The following is a 17,460-nucleotide window of genomic DNA, read 5'->3' as shown; positions in this document are numbered from 1 at the left end:
TAAATATAAAAAAGAGTTGTGCGAATACCCTTAATAAAAGCGGATCTACAAAATAGTTTAAATAGTAAGAAAAGATTTTATAACATCAAAAAAAATAGATACTTGGTAAGTAATAAGTTCGCAAATTATCAGCCAGAAAAATTAATAAAAACAAACATGGCGGCTTCTGATTCATTTGCGAACAGAGTTTTTATTTTAAGTGGAGTATTCGCTATGAAGAATAATCACCATGATCTATTTACCGCTTTTACACTCCCCAACGGCGCAACGCTGAAAAATCGGGTACTTATGGCTCCCATGACCACCTGTAGTGGGTTTTACGATGGGAGTGTGACCAAAGAGCTGGTGGAATATTATCAGGCCAGAGCTGGCAGCATCGGCACCGTGATTGTGGAATGCTGTTTTATTGATGACAAAGGGTTGGCTTTTCCCGGTGCGATAGGAATCGACAACGACGAAAAAATTGCCGGGCTGACCAAAATTGCGACGGCGATTAAAGAAAAAGGTTCGACGGCGATCCTGCAAATTTATCACGGCGGCCGTATGGTCGAACCACGTTTTATCGGTGGCGCGACGCCGGTTGCTCCGAGCGCCATTGCCGCGCCGCGCGCGGGTGCCATCGTTCCGGTGGCGCTGTCGGGCGACGAGGTTGAGGCCATGATTGGCAAGTTTGGCGATGCCGTTCATCGTGCCATTCAGGCGGGTTTCGATGGCGTGGAAATTCACGGTGCGAACACTTACCTGATCCAACAGTTCTATTCTCCGCACTCTAACCAGCGCTCAGATAAATGGGGCGGTAGCCGTGACAAACGCGCGGCCTTCCCGCTGGCGGTGTTGGATATCACCCACGAGGTTGCGGATAAATACGCCGATCCTTCGTTCATCATCGGTTATCGTTTCTCGCCGGAAGAGATCGAAGAGCCCGGCATTCATTTTGATGATTCACTCTATCTGCTGGAAAAATTGGCGACGCGCGGGCTGGATTACGTTCATTTCTCTATGGGAAATATTCTGCGCTCGTCCATTGTCGAAACAAACGATCCGACGCCGCTGATTAAAAAATATGTTGCCCGCCGTTCCGCGACATTAGCGGCAGTTCCGGTTATTGGCGTAGGGGATGTTGTCAATCAGGCAGACGCCGATGCGGCGCTGGAAAATGGTTATGACCTGATTGCCGTCGGCAGAGCCTGTATTGCTTATCCAGACTGGACGGATCGCATTGCCGAGCAGGAAAAACTCGATCTTTATATTGCCAGCGATAAACGTGAAGCATTAACGATCCCTGAACCGCTGTGGCGCTTTTCATTGGTTGAAGCCATGATTCGGGACGTGAATTTAACCGGTAAAAAATTTAAATCCGGGATTTATCAGGAAAACGTTCAGGATGAATGTGGCGAGCTGCGAATTCATGTTCATTTTGAGCAGAATCGGGTCGCTGATATTGCGCTGGAGAATAGCGAGATTGATGATTCACTGAAAATCAGTTTTGAGATTATCCGCGAGCGCATTCTGGATACCAATAGTCCCCACGTTGATGCCGTAACGGGTGCAACGGCGCAGAGTGAAGCGATTAAAAAGGCTGTCACCAAGGCGATGGTGAAATCGAGCAAAGACGCCATTATTGCCGACGGCGGTAACCCAGATGCCCGTCGCGAAGCGGATGTGGTGGTGATTGGCAGCGGTGGTGCGGGGCTGGCGGCGGCGATTCAGGCCAGCGAAGAGGGCGCGCGCGTTATCGTCATTGAAAAGATGCCGGTTATTGGCGGTAACACCATCAAGGCCTCTGCCGGTATGAACGCGGCGGGAACCGTCTTCCAGCAACATAAAGGTATCGAAGATAGCCAGGCGCTGTTCTATGACGAAACGCTGAAAAGCGGCAAACAGAAGAACAATCCTGCGCTGGTGCAATACTTCGTCGATCATGCTTCTGATGCGATTAACTGGCTGGCGCAGCACGAGATTGAACTGAGCGACATCACCACGACGGGCGGCATGAGCGTTGACAGAACGCATCGCCCTGCCAACGGCGCAGCGGTGGGCGGCTATCTGGTCAGCGGGCTGATTAAGAATCTCAATAAATACAATATTGAGGTGCTGCTGGAAACGTCAGTGACCGAAATTGTGCAGGAGAAGGGCAAAGTTAGTGCCGTCAGAGTCGTCAATGATGATCAGGAAGAGAGCCTGATTGCGACAAAAACGGTGATTGTCGCCACGGGCGGTTTTAGTGCCAATCAGGCGATGGTGGAGTCATACCGCCCAGACCTGAAAGGCTTCGTCACCACCAACCACAAAGGTGCCATGGGCGGTGGCATTCGCCTGCTGGAACAGATCGGCGCGGATACGGTGGACATGGGCGAAATTCAAACCCATCCGACGGTTGAACAGACGACGTCTTATCTGATTTCCGAATCCATTCGCGGCGGCGGAGCTATTCTGGTGTCGCAGCGTGGAGAACGTTTCTTTAACGAAATGGAGACGCGGGATAACGTTTCGTCCGCCATCGTCAATCTGCCGGAAGAGTACGCGTACATCCTGTTCGACGAGCAGGTCAGAAACCGTAATCGGGCAGTCGAAGAGTATGTTGCACAAGGGCTGACCGTCAGCGCGGACAGCGTCGCTGAACTGGCCGACAAGCTCAATATGCCGCCAGCGGCGCTGCACGCCACGCTCGAACGTTACAATGCCTTTATCGCCGACAAACACGATGAAGACTTTGGCCGTACCACGGGGATGCGCGATCAGCTGAATCAGGCACCGTACTACGCGATTAAAGTGGCACCGGGCGTGCACCACACGATGGGTGGCGTGACCATTAACGAAAAAGCGGAAGTGCTGAATCGCTATAAAGAGACGATCTCTGGAGCTTATGCCGCCGGGGAAGTGGTTGGTGGGATCCACGGCGCGAACCGTATTGGCGGCAACGCCGTAGCGGATATCATTATCTTCGGTATTCAGGCGGGGATTCAGGCAGCGGCCTATGCGCGGGCACCGCGTCGTTCCGATGCTTTTCCGACGAAAGCGCGTAAGCCAAAGTTTGCGAAAACTACGTCAAAAAGCACGGCAAAAACGGCTGAAAATCAACCGATGCTGGTAGCCGAGTAAGTGATAGAAAAGAACGTGATAAAAGAGTAGTGCTAATGGTGGGCGTCTGAAAGGGCGCTCGCGATTTTTCCGACCGTTTCCTCTCTGTACCGCCATTCGATCATGGGAGTCACCGTATGCCTTCTGTCGATAACGCTTACGTCTATTCCGTTCACCTGATGGGCAGCCCCATTCTGCTCAAGCTGTTTGTCCATGATGAAATCGCAGTCAGGCAGGTTTTCCAACGCATCAAACAGCTCGAAGATCTGCTAACCGTTAATCGGGCACAGTCGGAAGTGATGAGTATCAAACATGCGGCGGGAAAAGCGTACGTTTCGGTCAGCCCAATTGTCTTTGAGCTGATTAAACGCGCCAAAGCGGTGAGTCTGATTGAAAACAGCGGCTTTAACGTCGCGATTGGCCCTGTCGTGAAATTATGGAAAATCGGTTTTAGCGGCAGCGCGGTGCCTGACAGCGAATCAATACAACGGGCGCTGGCATTAACGCACCCCGAGCGCATTATTCTCAGAGAGCAGGACTGCGCCGTGATGCTAGAAAGCGCGGGAATGGAGATCGACCTGGGCGCGATTGCGAAAGGCTATATCGCCGATATCGTCCGAGACGTCCTGCATCAACATGCGATTCAGGATGCGCTGATCAATCTGGGGGGAAACGTGCTGGCTATCGGCAGCGCGTTGACGGATGAGCAGGGGCTATGGAGCGTCGGGTTACAGAAGCCTTTCGCGGATCGCGATAGCCTGCTGGGCATTATTAAGGTGAAGAACAAATCCGTGGTGACATCCGGCGTCTATGAACGTTTTTTTACCGTGGACGACCGTATTTATCATCATATTATCGATCCCCGGACGGGGTATCCGCTGGATAATGAATTGCACAGCGTAACGGTTATCTCGAACGACTCTCTCGACGGCGATATCTACACCACGCTGCTCTATGGCATGGGGGCTAGCGCAGGCATTAATTTCCTACAAAACCAGCCAGATATCGAAGCTATTTTTGTGACTAAAAATAAAGAGATTATTTTCTCTTCGCAGCAGCATTATGTGTTTGAGTTGTTGGATCAGGATTATTCGGTGACTATACGGTGAACGTGAACATTGTATGAGTGCCTCCTGAGTAATTTGCTTGTTTAACTCACTATTTCCCCAGTATTTCGGCAAAATAGCCTTTTCTCTATTAAACAAAAAAGTACCATGTCCTCTACACCAGAACTTCCTGCCGGATGGGAATATGCCAACGGCAAAAAACAGCAGGCTTTACTGACTGAATATCAGCTTGAGTTGCCAACCGTTCATCCACTCCATAGCATTGATATTGAAGTGATTGCCTATCGTGATGGTAATGATGACATTCTGCTGAAACAGACCCAAGAGACTGACTGCGTGTCGGTTGTACACCTAACGTGGGCTATGCAAAAAGAATTTGCCAACTTTCCCCGTGTAGAATTTACCGGTTCTTTTCAGGAATTCGTTCAATGGGAATACCTCATGTATGGAGAGGAGCCGGAAGGAGGCTAACATGGCACTTGCTAAAGAAAATTTTATCCCGATAGGGGATAACGATCGTATTACCTTACCCGATTTAACCGGGCGACATCATTTGGCCGTTAATGCTGATGACTTGCTCGAAGGCTTGTTACCTTTATGGCAGATTATTGAAACCGAGTGTGTGGCCGCCTGCTGTGGCTTTGATGCCTTTGATTTCTATGCGGATACACTTTATGCCGCAGCCCGCAAGCTGAACGCCCCAGAACTTAGCCACACATTACACTGCGCCATTGAGCAAATAACCTTACTGGATACCACTGTGATATCCAGCAGTTATCTGAATAATCTGGCGGATAAACAGGCCTTTATTACCCTATTGCAGCACATCCGCAACAGTTTACCGCAAGATAAAAATAACGATGCCTGAAGATAAAACACCATGCCGTTTCACAGAGGCTCTCAATGCGCTAATGGCTTTACGGACACAGGCCGTTAGCCGCTTATCACAAGGTGATTCTTCTGCCTTACAAAGCAAGCTGCAACTCGACGATGCCATTCAATGTTTGCAATTTTGTCAGCAGCATCAAATAACTGCCGCTGCTACTGTGATTCAGCTACCTGCCACCCTGACCACAACCCCCTCATCTGAATACCGTATTATTGAAGATCACGAAACGGAACAACGTGAATATTGGACTGAACTGGATGTAAATAATCATCCCGTTAGGCCATCCCCCGGTGTGTTACTGCTGGATTGCGGTTTGATACCAGAGGAATAATAGAAAAGGGAAGGCAGCGGAGAGGAAAGTAGCCTATCCGAGATAGGCTACTTTTGATGACTTATTTCAGTTCCAGCTCGTTCATTGCAGCGATGCTGAAACCGCCGTCAACGTGCAGAACTTCACCGGAGATACCGGCAGCCAGATCGGAACACAGGAACGCAGCAGAGTTGCCCACGTCTTCAATGGTAACGACACGGCGGATTGGCGTAACGGCTTCGCAATGCGACAGCATTTTCTTGAAGTCTTTGATGCCGGATGCAGCCAGTGTACGAATCGGGCCCGCAGAGATGGCGTTAACGCGCACGCCCTGAGCACCCATGGCGTTCGCCATGTAACGTACGTTTGCTTCCAGAGACGCTTTTGCCAGACCCATAACGTTGTAGTTAGGGATGGCACGCTCAGCACCCAGGTAGGACAGGGTAACCAGCGCAGAGTTCGGGTTCAGCATCTTACGGCAGGCTTTCGCCATCGCGACGAAGCTGTAAGAGCTGATATCGTGAGAAATGCTGAAACCTTCACGGGTAACGGCATCAACGTAGTCACCGTCCAGTTGGTCGCCCGGTGCGTAAGCAATGGAGTGCACGAAGCCATCAAAGTTCGGCCATACGTTAGCCAGTTCGGTAAACAGTGCTTCGATGCTGGCATCTTCAGCGACATCACACGGCAGAACGATGCTGGAACCCAGTTCGCTGGCAAAGCCTTCAACGCGTGCTTTCAATTTGTCGTTCTGATACGTGAAGGCCAGTTCGGCACCTTCGCGCTGCATTGCTTGTGCAATACCGTAGGCAATAGAACGGTTGCTGGCAACACCTGTTACCAGAATGCGCTTACCGGTAAGAAAACCCATAGCAGTAATCCTTGTGATCATTGTTGCTGCGATCGCCACCTCTATACCCGTAAACATACGTGGCAAGTGACGACCGAGATGAATAAACCGCGCAATTCTACCATGTTGGGGACGGTAGGGGTACTCCGAGCAGTATCCGCCTTTTTCCACAGCCCTGTGGCTGTCGCGGGGATGCCGCCGTGGTGCGCGGAGATTAACGTTGTGCGCCGTCGCGTCGCCAGGCGTCGGCGCTGAGCGCTTCGCCGAAGTGGCTGGCAATCAAACGTTTCGTCAGGTCATGTAGCGGGGCGGACAACACATCGGCGGTACTGCCGCGTTCGACCACTTCGCCAGCCTGCATCACCAGAATCTGGTCGCTGATGTGCTTCATCATGCCCAGATGCTGCGTCACGTAAATATAAGAGATACCGTGCTTTTCCTGTAACTCCAGCATCAGATTAATAATCTGTGACCGCATAGACATATCCAATGACGCCAGTGCCTCATCGGCGACAATCACTTTCGGTTGCAGGATTAGCGCACGTGCCAGACCGACGCGCTGTTTTTGCCCCGGCGCGAGCGCATGCGGATAATAATAGGCGTGATCGGGACGTAGCCCGACCTGATGCAGCGCCTGATTAATCGCTCTTTCACGCGCTTCGGCGCTGAGATCGGTATTCAGTCGCAGCGGAACATCCAGCAGTTGCCCGATGCGCTGGCGCGGATTGAGCGCATTGCTCGCATCCTGAAAGATCATGCGGATGCGCTGGCTGCGGTAGCGGTAATCGCCGTAGTGCAGCGGATGGTCATCGATAACCAGCTCGCCGGACGTCGGCGCGATCATGCCCGACAGCATTTTAGCCAGCGTTGATTTCCCCGATCCGTTCTCGCCGATGATGGCGAGCGTTTGCCGTTCACGCAGCGTAAAGCTGACGGATTTCACCGCCTCAACATGCTGACGACGGAACAGCCCGGTCCGATAGCGGAACGTCTTGGTCAGGTTGCGGGCTTCAAGCAGCATCTCAACCATCACGGTTCCTCCATGTTGAGCGGGAAGTGGCAGGCATATAAGTGGTTCTTAACGGAAAGCAGCGGCGGCGTTTGCATACACTGTTTTTGTGAATACGGGCAGCGCGGGCCGAGCCGGCAGCCAATCGGCAGATGCTCTAACGACGGAATCGCCCCGTTCAGGGTGTTTAGCCGGCTTTTGTGCGGCAGAGAACGACCGAAATCGGGCATTGCGCGAATCAGCGCCTGCGTATAAGGATGGTGCGGCGCGGTGATCAAATCTTCACAGGTGGCGCTCTCCACCGTTTGCCCACAATAGAGCACGTTGATCCGGTCGGCCCATTTGCTCATGGTTTGCAGGTCATGGCTGATGAGCAGAATCGTGGTGTTATTGTTCTGGTTCAGACGCGACAGCAGGCGGAAAATCTGCGCCTGCGTGGTGGATTCCATCGCGTTGGTCGGTTCATCGGCAATCAGCAGGCGCGGCTGGTTTGCCAGCGCGATAGCAATCATCACCTTCTGACACTCGCCGTCGCTCAGCTCATAGGGGTAGCTGCCCATGATGTCTTTATGATCTTTAATCCCGACGCGGTGCAGCAGTTCGATCGCGCGGCGCTTGCGCCAGTTAAATCGCTGCCACCAGCGGCCTTTGTACGTCCAACCCGGAATCGCCTGTACCAACTGACGGCCCACACTTTCGGACGGATCGAGACAGGATTGCGGCTCCTGGAAAATCATGGAGACGTTATGGCCGACCAGCTTACGCCGCTCGCGCGACGACAGTTGTAGCAGGTCGATATCATCGAAGCGGAAGCGATCGGCGGTCACGCGCCAATTCTCTTTGGTGATCCCGCAGATGGCTTTGGCGATCAGGCTTTTACCTGAGCCTGATTCGCCCACCAGCCCGCGAATTTCCCCTTCGCTCAGCGTCATACTGACGCGGTCGACAGCTTTTACCGCGCCGTCGGCGGTCAGAAATTCAATCGTCAGGTTACGGATATCAAGTAATGGCATAGGGAGTCGTCGCCTCTTATTCCGTTTCCGCGACGAGCGCACGGCGGATGCCGTCGCCCAGCAGGTTGACGATTAACACGCTCAGCGCGATAGCCGCGCCGGGCAGCATCACGGTCCACGGTGCGGCATAAACCAGCTCCAGTGAGTTACCAAGCAGGGCACCCCATTCGGTCGTCGGTAGCTGCGCGCCCAAATCGAGAAAGCCCAGTGCAGCGATATCCAGAATGGCAATCGACAGCGCGCGGGTAAATTCGGAGACCAGCAGCGCAGCGATGTTTGGCAGCACGACGTACCAGACCAGATAAAGCGTGGAAGCGCCGTCGAGGCGAGCGGCGATCACGTACTCTTTGTCCATTTCATCGTGCACAGCGTTGTAGATGGTGCGTACCATGCGCGGCAACAGCGCCAGCCAGACGGCGAGCATCGCGTGTTCGAGCTTAGGGCCGATAAAGGCGATGACGACAATCGCCAGCAGCAGCGACGGAATGGACAGCAGCGTATCCAGAATATGATTGAGCATCGCAGAGCGCAGCCCGCGCGTGACGCCCGCAAAAACGCCCAGCACGATGCCGCACAGCGCGGCTGCATAAGTGACGATGAGTGAGGCGCCAACGGTCGGTGCAGCGCCGCTCAGCAGGCGGCTTAGCTGGTCGCGGCCTAAATCATCGGTGCCGAGAAAGAACGAGACTTCACCGTAGTGCGACCAGGAAGGGGGCAACAACTGATAGCCCAAGAATTGTTGGTCAACTTCATAAGGTACGAGAAATTTGCCGAACAGACACAAGCCGATCAGGATCAGAAAGCCGTATAGCCCGACCATCGCCAGCATATCCTGATGGAATGCCCGCCAGGTATCGCCTAGTCGGCTAGGCAGCCGCTTTTCGCTATAAACGTTATCGTAGGGCATACCATTCCTTGTGTTTCAACGGATTTGCCATGGCACCCCAAATATCGGACAGGATGTTGACTGTGATGACCATTGCACCAACCACCATCACGCCCGCAGAAATGGCAGCGAAGTCCTGCTGGCGAATGGCGTTCACCAGCCAGCGACCGATACCCGGCCAGTTAAAGACCACTTCGGTAATCATCGTCAGCGTCAGCATCGTGGAAAATTGTAATCCCAGTTTGGGAATAATCGGCGGCAGCGCGTTATGAATCAGATGGCGGCGAATGATCGTAAAGCGCGACAGTCCGCGAGTCGCCGCCGCTTTAATGTAGTTTTTGCTGATAATTTCCGTAGTGCTGACGCGCATCAGGCGAATCACTTCGGTGGTCGGCCCAACGGCCAGCACGGTAATCGGCAGAATCAGGTGGCGGATGGCGCTGACGATCATTTCACCGCGATGTGGCGAATCTGACAGCCAGGCGTCAATCAGTGCAAATCCGGTGACGGTTTTCACCTGATAGAGCAGGTCGAAGCGGCCTGAAACTGGCAGCCAGCCGAGGTGCAGCGAGAAGAAGAGCGTCAGCAGCAGCGCCAGCCAGAATACTGGTAGGGAGAATCCGATGAGCGCCAGCGTGCTGATCACAATGTCCGCGCCGCGATTCTGCATTACGCCAGCGGTAATGCCCAGTGGAATACCGACCAGCAGCGAGAGCGCAAACGCCAAGAGACAAAGCTCAATCGTGGCCGGGAACACCTCTTTCAGCAGCTCGCTAATGGCCTGTCCGTTAATGCTGGAGCGACCGAAATCCCCCTGAAGCAGACTGGTGAGATAAAAGTGATAGGCATCAAACAACGCCGCGCCGTTGAGCGGGGCGTTAGGCGTGTAGTAGCTGAGGCTAAAGCCAACCAGCGTCAGCAGTGACAAGGTCACTATCAGTAACACCAGACGTCGCAAGGTAAAGATAATCACGGCTGTGCTTCCTCCACGGTTTCCGGTGCAGAAGGCTTCTGCTGCGCCTGTTGGTCCTCGCGGAAGACGCCCGCGAACGAGGCATTGCCGAAGGGACTCAATACCAGCCCTTTCATGTCATAGCGGTAGGCCAGCAGTCGTAATGACGACGCCAGCGGCAGAACGGGTAACTGTTCCGCCAGAATGCGCTGTGCCTGCTGATAATAGTCAATCCGCTTAGAAAGCTGCTGTGACGAAAGCGCGTTTTGCAGCACTTCATCAAAAGTGGGATCGCACCAGTGCGCGTAGTTGCTCTGGGAGCGAATCGCCGCGCAGCTTAACAGCGGTCGGAAAAAGCTGTCCGGGTCGTTACTGTCCGTCGCCCAGCCTGCCAGCGTTAAATCGTGGCTAAGCTCCATCAGCCGCGCTTCCTGAAAACGGCCTTCCACCGGAACGATGGTCACGGTGACGCCAATTTGCGCCAGATCGGCCTGTATCAACTCTGCCGTTTTCAGCGGACTGGGGTTGTAGGACTGTGACGCGCTGGGTACCCACAGGCGCAGATTGAGGTTCGTTAGCCCCAGTTCCTGCAAGATTTGCCGCGCTTTTTGCGGGTTATATTCCGTAATCTGCGATTCATTGTCGTACGCCCACGACGCGCGGGGCAGAATAGACGCCGCTGTTTCCGCCGTGCCGTAATAGATCGACTGCATCAGCCTGTCGTTATTGATCGCCAGCGCGATGGCTTCCCGCACGCGGCGGTCGTCCAATGGCGGTTTACGCACGTTGAAGGCCAGATAAGCGACGTTCATGCCGGGACGCAGCGAGAGACGCAGACGCGGGTCGTTACGCAGGATCGTCAACTGGCTGGCCGCCGGATAGGCGAGGACATCACATTCACCGGTCAGCAGCTTGGATAAGCGGCCTGTCCCGCCGGAGCCGAGATCGACAACCACCTGCCGCATGCGTGGCAGGCCGCGCCAATAATCGCCGTTGCGCGTCAGTCGGATATATTGCCCATTGCGGTATTCGTTGAGCAGATAAGGGCCGGTGCCGACCGGTTCGCGATCCAACAGCTCCTTCTTATCCTCTTGCGCCAGACGCTGCGCGTATTCTGCGGACAGAATCGGCGCGTAGTGCGTGGCCAGATGCCAGAGGAAAGACGCGTCCGGGCTGTTGAGCCGGATCTCAATACTGTACTCGCCCAGCTTGCGGATGCTTTGCACCGAATCGGCGAATTGCAGGCTGTCGAAATAGGGATATTCGCCGCCGTTGACATCATGATACGGGTGCTTTTTGTCCAGCATGCGCTGGAAGCTGAATATCACGTCGTCAGCGTTCATATTACGGGTTGGGCTGAACCAGGCGGTGTGCTGAAACGGCACATCGCGGCGCAGGTAGAAACGGTATGTCGAACCATTGTCCAAGACTTCCCAGCGCTGAGCCAGTTCTGGCATCAGACGATAGGTATAAGGATCGACATCCAGCAGGCGATCGTAAAGCTGCGCCGCCAGCGTATCAATGGTGACACCGCTGCGCGCCATCTGCGGGTTAAACGTGTTCAGGACATCATTGACGCAATAGACAAAACCGCTCTGGCGAATATTTTCCAGCGGAGCAGGCGGCGTTAGCACGGACGGTGGTGCGGCCAGTGCAGGCAAAGCCAGCCAGGTGAGTGCCAGTGCGAAACAGGTTTTTCCGAACATACGGGATTTTTCAGTCAAGACGGTTATATACAGAGTGTATCGCACTCTTGGCATCCTCCCCACTCTTGTTGTGCGCGTCTGGCGACTTTCCAACCGTTTGAGCCACCAGACGAATGATTGAAAACGTCATAATGAATGCTATAGTTAAGTCATAATGACGAGGAAATAACTATGAATGCAGAAATCAGTCTTAAAGTTGAAAACTTTGCTCGTGAAGCCGAGTTGCCTGATGGCGTGTTTCATGACCCGTTAATGTTCGTTAATGTCGTGCGCAGTGGGATCTCCGGTGCGATGCTGAAGCGCGGTGCGGATGCCAGCGGGCTAAGCCGTAAGCTGATTGGCTCGGCGCTGTCCGTCGATCCGTCTAATATCTCTCGTTTATTCCGCCGTAAGCATTTAACGCTGGAGCAGGGGGAGGCCGCGCTGGAGACGTTTCGTCTATGGCTGAAAGCCATGACGACGTTTGAAGATGAAGCGAAGGCGCAACTGTGGATGGAGAGCGGCATTCCGGCCTTTGGCGGGAAAGCGCCGGCGGAAATGCTGGATACGCACAAAGGGCGTCAGTTGGTTGATAACGCGCTGAATCGTATTGAATACGGCGAATTTATATGAGGCTTTACCGCATTACTAAAGCGGTCTGGCTGGAGGCGTTTTCAGGGCAAACGGGCGTAAGTTTCCAGCACGGTGCGCGTTTCAATCAGCCCAACACGCCGGTGCTATATTTCAGTGAAACGCCCGCTGTCGCAATGCTGGAAATGGGCAATTATCTTCCTTCGCCGCAGTTGCTGCCCGCCAGCTATCGTTTGGGCGTATATGAACTGCCGGACGACGTCCCACAAGAATCCATCACGTTGGACATGCTGCCTGAAGACTGGCATCGCTATCCGTTTATGCCGGACGTGCAAGCGCTGGGATCGCGCCGCCTGAACGCAGGACAATCGCTGGTGATCTGGGTTCCGACCAGCACGGTTAAGCCATTTGGCAGCATGCGTAATGCGCTGATTAATCCGCTACATCCCGCGTTAAGCCAGCTACGTCTGATTGAGGCGATCCCGGATTTCTACAGTCATAGGCTGTTTAACCCGGTAGGACATTAAGCCTGCTATTGACAGCAATGAAGCTGGCAGGAACCCTATAGTCAGTATGGTAATGAGAAAAATTCTCAACAAAGTGCTTTACAGATGATACTGATAACTATTATCATCACTTTCGCACTTCGACGGTGGCTTCTCGCAGGCACTGAAGGAGAGCACGACATTGCTCACATTGCTTCCAGTATTATTTTAGCCAGCCAACGTGCTGGCTTTTTTTTGCCTGAAAAATGACCTCGCCAGATACTTACCTTGCTTTCTATTTCTCTATAAATAATTAATAAAATCAATATGGTTAGGATGTTTCCTAAATTGTTGGCGGGAACAAAAATCTCCCTTATCATGCCTGTGCCCAAGATCATGGGTGTTCACAATGGAGATAAGGAATATGTGGATGAGAAGGAATCAAATCGTCAGGAAATTGACGTTAGGAGTGGTAACAACGGTGCTGGGGATGTCGCTCAGCTTTTCAGCATTATCGGCCACGCCGGTAGAAACGCATGGTCAGCTGTCCATCGAAAACGGACGACTGGTGGACGAAAAGGGGAAAAGGGTGCAACTGCGTGGGATGAGCTCACACGGTTTGCAGTGGTTTGGCGACTATGTCAACAAAGATTCGATGAAGTGGCTGCGTGATGACTGGGGCATTAACGTATTTCGCGTCGCCATGTACACGGCGGCGGATGGCTATATTTCCAATCCCTCTCTCGCCAATAAGGTAAAAGAGGCCGTTGCAGCGGCGCAAAGCCTCGGCGTTTACATCATCATCGACTGGCATATCTTGTCGGATAACGATCCTAATATTTATAAAGCACAGGCAAAAACCTTCTTTGCCGAAATGGCTGGGCTGTATGGCAGCTCGCCGAACGTGATTTATGAAATCGCCAACGAGCCAAACGGTGGCGTGACATGGAACGGGCAGATTCGGCCTTATGCGCTGGAAGTGACTGACACTATCCGTAGCAAAGATCCCGATAACCTCATTATCGTCGGTACGGGCACCTGGAGTCAGGATATCCACGACGCGGCAGATAATCAGCTGCCCGATCCGAATACGATGTACGCGCTGCATTTCTATGCCGGTACGCACGGACAATTCCTGCGCGACCGCATTGATTATGCACAAAGCCGTGGCGCGGCGATTTTCGTCAGCGAGTGGGGCACCAGCGATGCGTCCGGTAACGGCGGACCGTTCCTGCCTGAATCGCAGACCTGGATCGATTTTCTGAATAACCGCGGCGTAAGCTGGGTGAACTGGTCGCTTACCGACAAAGCCGAGGCATCCGCTGCGCTTGCACCGGGAGCGAGCAAATCAGGTGGTTGGACAGAGCAGAATCTGTCGACGTCAGGTAAATTTGTCAGAGAGCAGATTCGCGCGGGTGCGGATCTGAGCAATGGCGATAACGGTGGCGATACGCCGACTCCGCCAACGGAACCGACCAATCCAGGTAGCGGAACCACGGGAGACGTCGTGCTGCAATATCGTAATGTGGATAACAACCCTTCCGATGATGCGATTCGTATGGCCGTCAACATCAAAAATACCGGAAGTACGCCGATCAAACTGAGCGATCTGCAAGTGCGCTACTACTTCCATGATGATGGCAAACCGGGTGCGAACCTCTTTGTTGACTGGGCGAACGTTGGCCCTCACAACATCGTGACCAGCACAGGAACCCCAGCCGCCAGCACCGACAAAGCCAACCGCTACGTTCTGGTGACCTTCAGCAGCGGAGCCGGTTCCCTTCAGCCGGGCGCGGAAACCGGTGAAGTGCAGGTGCGTATCCACGCGGGTGACTGGAGCAACGTGAATGAAACGAATGACTATTCATACGGTGCTAACGTCACGAGCTACACCAACTGGGATAAGATCACCGTGCACGATAAAGGCACGTTGGTATGGGGCGTGGAGCCGTAATCGCGTGTTGTTAACCCATTAATTCATTTACTCTGCGGGCGTTAATTCGCCCGCATTTTCTTTCCCTCGTCTTACTCATTCACCGCAATGTCGTGTTTCTTCAGCAATCCACGCAGTTGGTGATAGGTTAATCCCAGCAGCTCAGCGGCTTTACGCTGGTTAAACTTTGCCTGATTCAATGCCCGATCAATTAAGCTTTTCTCCTGTTCTAATAGCCACGGTTTCATCTCCAGCGGTAAATCCGGCTGGCCGGTTGCCGCACGCGGTGGCGTTTCCTGAACGGCGGGAGTTCGGCGGAAAGGATTCAGAATGATGGCATCAAGAGGCTGTTCGCTGTCGCCGTGACGGTACACTGAACGTTCAACCACGTTTTTCAGCTCACGAATATTGCCCGGCCAGTCGTAATTCAGCAGCGTTTCGCGCGCGGCAGGCGTAAAACCGGGAAACAGCGGTAGATGCAATTCGCGGCACATCTGAATCGCAAAATTATCTGCCAGCAGCATGATGTCCTGCTGACGTTCACGCAGCGGTGGGAGCTGCACAACGTCAAAGGCCAGACGGTCGAGCAGGTCCGCACGGAATTTACCGCTGGCGGCAAGCGCAGGCAGATCGTCATTGGTCGCACACACTAGTCGCACATCAACCTGTAGCTGATCTCTGCCGCCGACGCGCTCCAGCATGCCGTATTCGATCACCCGCAGTAATTTTTCCTGCACTAGCATCGGTGCGGTGGCTAATTCATCCAAAAACAGCGTTCCGCCGTCGGCGCGTTCGAAGCGACCCAGATGGCGCTTCTGCGCGCCGGTAAAAGCGCCGGCTTCATGACCAAATAGCTCGGAGTCGAGCAGATTCTCGTTGAGCGCCGCACAGTTGAGGGAAACGAACGGCCCTTGCCAACGCGGGGAAAGGTAATGTAGACGGCTGGCGATCAGCTCTTTACCGGTACCGCGTTCGCCAATCACCAGCACGGGCTTATTTAACTGTGCCAGCTGCGACACCTGTTCCAGAACCTCCAGAAAGCTGTTGGCTTCGCCCAGCAGGTTCTCTTTTTCCTGAAGCATGATGTTTCACCGTGTTATTTTTACTAACTATTAGTCTATTTGACTAATCTAGCGGAAAAGGGGAAATAGTCAAAATTATCTATTCTTTAATTTTCAGATAGTTAAACTGAATTAAAAGTTGGCATGCTTATTGATATATCTAGAGGGAGATCGCGACTGGCTCGGCTGGTCACGGTGATAAATCAGGCGTAATCAGACGCTGGAAATCATGAAGAGGATGTAATTATGGGTATTTTTTCTCGTTTTGCCGACATCGTGAACGCCAACATCAATTCACTGCTGGATAAAGCTGAAGATCCGCAGAAATTGGTGCGGCTGATGATTCAGGAAATGGAAGATACGCTGGTTGAAGTGCGTTCAACCTCGGCGCGGGCGTTGGCAGAAAAGAAACAGATTGCCCGTCGTATTGAACAAGCGCACGGTCAGCAAGATCAGTGGCAGGAAAAAGCCGAGCTGGCGCTGCGTAAAGATAAAGACGATCTGGCCCGTGCGGCGCTGATTGAAAAGCAGAAGCTGACCGACCTGATCGCGGTGTTGCAGCATGAAGCCGAAAGCGTGGATGAAACGCTGGAGCGCATGAAGCGTGAAATTGGTGAGCTGGAAAACAAATTGAGTGAAACTCGTGCTCGCCAGCAGGCGTTGACGCTGCGCCACCAGGCTGCGGCATCGTCGCGTGATGTGCGCCGCCAGTTGGACAGCGGTAAGCTGGATGAAGCGATGGCGCGTTTCGATCAGTTCGAACGCCGTATCGATACGATGGAAGCGGAAGCTGAAAGCCACGGATTGGGGAAACAAAAATCGCTGGATCAGCAGTTTGCCGAACTGAAAGCGGACGATGAAATCAGCGCGCAGTTGGCAGCACTTAAGGCTAAAGTTAAGCCAGCAGAGTAATAAACGCGTAAACGCCATCGGATGGGCTGTCGTTAGAAAACGGCAGCCACCGGCGTGTGAATAATAACTAAGGAGACACAATGAGTGCGTTGTTTCTTGCCATTCCGCTGACCATTTTCATGTTGTTTGTGGCACCGATATGGCTTTGGCTACATTACAGTCAGCGTAAAAACAGTGCTCAACTGGGACAAAACGATATGCAACGTCTGACACGTTTAACGGAAGAGTCCAACCGTATGCGTGAGCGTATCAGGGCGCTGGAAGACATTCTGGATGCAGAACACCCGGACTGGAGAAAATCGTAATGAAAAATACGTGGTCAGGTAAAACGTTATATCGCATACCGGAAGAAGGCATGCTGAAAGGGGTTTGTGCTGGTTTAGCGCGTTATTTTGACGTGCCGGTGAAGCTCCTGCGGATAATCGTGGTGCTGTCGATGTTTTTCGGCCTGTTCTTTTTCACCATGGTGGCTTACATCATTCTGACCTTTATGCTCGATCCGGCTCCATCGGGAATGGGATTTGAGGATGAAAAGACGGCTCGCACACCCAGCCAACTGCTGAATGAGGCGGATGCGACCTTGCAGGCCAGCGAACAGCGCCTGCGCAGCATTGAACGCTATGTCACCTCGGATACGTTTGGCGTTCAGAACCGCTTTCGTCACCTGTAGATACTCGTCTGTTCGGTATTATCTACGATACGTACCCACAGAGAGTTATTGGTTTCATGGGGCGGA

The 17,460-nt window shown here is 53.1% G+C and carries 18 protein-coding genes; 11 read left to right on the top strand and 7 right to left on the bottom strand.

Annotation, left to right across the window (positions count from 1 at the left end):
* The first annotated feature begins 213 nt into the window (after positions 1-213).
* From QWJ20_RS10935 to QWJ20_RS10915, 5 genes are all read left to right on the top strand, one after another.
* Positions 214-3,102 carry a flavocytochrome c gene (locus QWJ20_RS10935; RefSeq protein ID WP_433992545.1) on the top strand — a complete coding sequence of 963 codons (2,889 nt, stop codon included), beginning with the start codon at positions 214-216 and terminating at the stop codon, positions 3,100-3,102.
* Positions 3,103-3,218: 116 nt separating this feature from the next.
* Positions 3,219-4,190: an FAD:protein FMN transferase gene (locus tag QWJ20_RS10930; protein ID WP_433992544.1), complete on the top strand. Its 972-nt coding sequence runs from the start codon at positions 3,219-3,221 to the stop codon at positions 4,188-4,190.
* Between the two features lie 105 nt (positions 4,191-4,295).
* The gene (locus QWJ20_RS10925) at positions 4,296-4,619 is read left to right on the top strand and encodes a hypothetical protein (protein ID WP_109411183.1); all 324 of its coding nucleotides are present in this window, start codon (positions 4,296-4,298) and stop codon (positions 4,617-4,619) included.
* Between the two features lies 1 nt (position 4,620).
* Entirely contained in the window at positions 4,621-5,016 is a 396-nt protein-coding gene (locus tag QWJ20_RS10920) for a DUF6331 family protein (RefSeq protein ID WP_433992543.1), read from the top strand.
* Positions 5,009-5,368 (top strand): hypothetical protein, encoded by a 360-nt coding sequence (locus tag QWJ20_RS10915; protein WP_433992542.1) that lies wholly within the window; start codon positions 5,009-5,011, stop codon positions 5,366-5,368. Before QWJ20_RS10920 ends, QWJ20_RS10915 begins: the two co-directional genes overlap by 8 nt.
* A 61-nt stretch (positions 5,369-5,429) precedes the next feature.
* Here the strand turns inward: QWJ20_RS10915 and fabI are convergent, their stop codons facing one another.
* The 6 genes from fabI to sapA form a co-directional block, all read right to left on the bottom strand.
* On the bottom strand, positions 5,430-6,218 hold the full coding sequence (fabI, locus tag QWJ20_RS10910; RefSeq protein ID WP_010276729.1) for an enoyl-ACP reductase FabI: 789 nt from the start codon (positions 6,216-6,218) through the stop codon (positions 5,430-5,432).
* A gap of 193 nt (positions 6,219-6,411) precedes the next feature.
* The gene (gene sapF, locus QWJ20_RS10905) at positions 6,412-7,227 is read right to left on the bottom strand and encodes a putrescine export ABC transporter ATP-binding protein SapF (protein WP_010276730.1); all 816 of its coding nucleotides are present in this window, start codon (positions 7,225-7,227) and stop codon (positions 6,412-6,414) included.
* Positions 7,227-8,219 (bottom strand): putrescine export ABC transporter ATP-binding protein SapD, encoded by a 993-nt coding sequence (gene sapD, locus QWJ20_RS10900; protein ID WP_095994748.1) that lies wholly within the window; start codon positions 8,217-8,219, stop codon positions 7,227-7,229. The genes sapF and sapD overlap by 1 nt, the downstream gene beginning before the upstream one ends.
* Positions 8,220-8,235: 16 nt before the next feature.
* A complete protein-coding gene (sapC, locus tag QWJ20_RS10895) occupies positions 8,236-9,126 on the bottom strand; it encodes a putrescine export ABC transporter permease SapC (protein WP_039480947.1) in 891 nt (296 codons plus the stop codon).
* Positions 9,113-10,078 (bottom strand): putrescine export ABC transporter permease SapB, encoded by a 966-nt coding sequence (gene sapB / locus QWJ20_RS10890; protein ID WP_014915699.1) that lies wholly within the window; start codon positions 10,076-10,078, stop codon positions 9,113-9,115. The genes sapC and sapB overlap by 14 nt, the downstream gene beginning before the upstream one ends.
* Entirely contained in the window at positions 10,075-11,763 is a 1,689-nt protein-coding gene (gene sapA, locus QWJ20_RS10885; RefSeq protein ID WP_433992541.1) for an ABC transporter substrate-binding protein SapA, read from the bottom strand. The genes sapB and sapA overlap by 4 nt, the downstream gene beginning before the upstream one ends.
* 171 nt (positions 11,764-11,934) lie before the next feature.
* On the opposite strand from sapA, the gene QWJ20_RS10880 reads away from it, so the two are divergent.
* The 3 genes from QWJ20_RS10880 (at position 11,935) to QWJ20_RS10870 (ending at position 14,772) form a co-directional block, all read left to right on the top strand.
* Positions 11,935-12,375, top strand: a complete 441-nt coding sequence (locus tag QWJ20_RS10880) for an antitoxin Xre/MbcA/ParS toxin-binding domain-containing protein (protein WP_433992540.1) — start codon at positions 11,935-11,937, stop codon at positions 12,373-12,375.
* The gene (locus tag QWJ20_RS10875) at positions 12,372-12,860 is read left to right on the top strand and encodes an RES family NAD+ phosphorylase (protein WP_010276746.1); all 489 of its coding nucleotides are present in this window, start codon (positions 12,372-12,374) and stop codon (positions 12,858-12,860) included. Before QWJ20_RS10880 ends, QWJ20_RS10875 begins: the two co-directional genes overlap by 4 nt.
* A 382-nt stretch (positions 12,861-13,242) precedes the next feature.
* Positions 13,243-14,772, top strand: coding sequence for a cellulase family glycosylhydrolase (locus QWJ20_RS10870; RefSeq protein WP_433992539.1), 1,530 nt, complete (start codon positions 13,243-13,245; stop codon positions 14,770-14,772).
* A gap of 71 nt (positions 14,773-14,843) precedes the next feature.
* Here the strand turns inward: QWJ20_RS10870 and pspF are convergent, their stop codons facing one another.
* Positions 14,844-15,833 (bottom strand): phage shock protein operon transcriptional activator, encoded by a 990-nt coding sequence (gene pspF / locus QWJ20_RS10865; protein WP_014915694.1) that lies wholly within the window; start codon positions 15,831-15,833, stop codon positions 14,844-14,846.
* Positions 15,834-16,058: 225 nt separating this feature from the next.
* On the opposite strand from pspF, the gene pspA reads away from it, so the two are divergent.
* From pspA to pspC, 3 genes are all read left to right on the top strand, one after another.
* Positions 16,059-16,724 (top strand): phage shock protein PspA, encoded by a 666-nt coding sequence (pspA, locus tag QWJ20_RS10860; RefSeq protein ID WP_010276756.1) that lies wholly within the window; start codon positions 16,059-16,061, stop codon positions 16,722-16,724.
* 80 nt (positions 16,725-16,804) lie between these two features.
* The gene (gene pspB, locus QWJ20_RS10855; protein ID WP_010276759.1) at positions 16,805-17,029 is read left to right on the top strand and encodes an envelope stress response membrane protein PspB; all 225 of its coding nucleotides are present in this window, start codon (positions 16,805-16,807) and stop codon (positions 17,027-17,029) included.
* Positions 17,029-17,394: an envelope stress response membrane protein PspC gene (gene pspC / locus QWJ20_RS10850; RefSeq protein ID WP_039496625.1), complete on the top strand. Its 366-nt coding sequence runs from the start codon at positions 17,029-17,031 to the stop codon at positions 17,392-17,394. The genes pspB and pspC overlap by 1 nt, the downstream gene beginning before the upstream one ends.
* Positions 17,395-17,460 lie beyond the last annotated feature (66 nt).

The sequence above is a fragment of the Pectobacterium sp. S5 genome, assembly GCF_051707265.1.
Lineage (GTDB): Bacteria > Pseudomonadota > Gammaproteobacteria > Enterobacterales > Enterobacteriaceae > Pectobacterium > Pectobacterium polare.
This window is presented reverse-complemented; position numbering and strand designations above follow the sequence as displayed.

Coding starts and splice junctions, on each gene's coding strand:
- QWJ20_RS10935 (WP_433992545.1), top strand. CDS start 214: ATGAAGAATAATCACCATGATCTATTTACCGCTTTTACACTCCCCAAC.
- QWJ20_RS10930 (WP_433992544.1), top strand. CDS start 3,219: ATGCCTTCTGTCGATAACGCTTACGTCTATTCCGTTCACCTGATGGGC.
- QWJ20_RS10925 (WP_109411183.1), top strand. CDS start 4,296: ATGTCCTCTACACCAGAACTTCCTGCCGGATGGGAATATGCCAACGGC.
- QWJ20_RS10920 (WP_433992543.1), top strand. CDS start 4,621: ATGGCACTTGCTAAAGAAAATTTTATCCCGATAGGGGATAACGATCGT.
- QWJ20_RS10915 (WP_433992542.1), top strand. CDS start 5,009: ATGCCTGAAGATAAAACACCATGCCGTTTCACAGAGGCTCTCAATGCG.
- fabI (WP_010276729.1), bottom strand. CDS start 6,218: ATGGGTTTTCTTACCGGTAAGCGCATTCTGGTAACAGGTGTTGCCAGC.
- sapF (WP_010276730.1), bottom strand. CDS start 7,227: ATGGTTGAGATGCTGCTTGAAGCCCGCAACCTGACCAAGACGTTCCGC.
- sapD (WP_095994748.1), bottom strand. CDS start 8,219: ATGCCATTACTTGATATCCGTAACCTGACGATTGAATTTCTGACCGCC.
- sapC (WP_039480947.1), bottom strand. CDS start 9,126: ATGCCCTACGATAACGTTTATAGCGAAAAGCGGCTGCCTAGCCGACTA.
- sapA (WP_433992541.1), bottom strand. CDS start 11,763: ATGTTCGGAAAAACCTGTTTCGCACTGGCACTCACCTGGCTGGCTTTG.
- QWJ20_RS10880 (WP_433992540.1), top strand. CDS start 11,935: ATGAATGCAGAAATCAGTCTTAAAGTTGAAAACTTTGCTCGTGAAGCC.
- QWJ20_RS10875 (WP_010276746.1), top strand. CDS start 12,372: ATGAGGCTTTACCGCATTACTAAAGCGGTCTGGCTGGAGGCGTTTTCA.
- QWJ20_RS10870 (WP_433992539.1), top strand. CDS start 13,243: ATGTGGATGAGAAGGAATCAAATCGTCAGGAAATTGACGTTAGGAGTG.
- pspF (WP_014915694.1), bottom strand. CDS start 15,833: ATGCTTCAGGAAAAAGAGAACCTGCTGGGCGAAGCCAACAGCTTTCTG.
- pspA (WP_010276756.1), top strand. CDS start 16,059: ATGGGTATTTTTTCTCGTTTTGCCGACATCGTGAACGCCAACATCAAT.
- pspB (WP_010276759.1), top strand. CDS start 16,805: ATGAGTGCGTTGTTTCTTGCCATTCCGCTGACCATTTTCATGTTGTTT.
- pspC (WP_039496625.1), top strand. CDS start 17,029: ATGAAAAATACGTGGTCAGGTAAAACGTTATATCGCATACCGGAAGAA.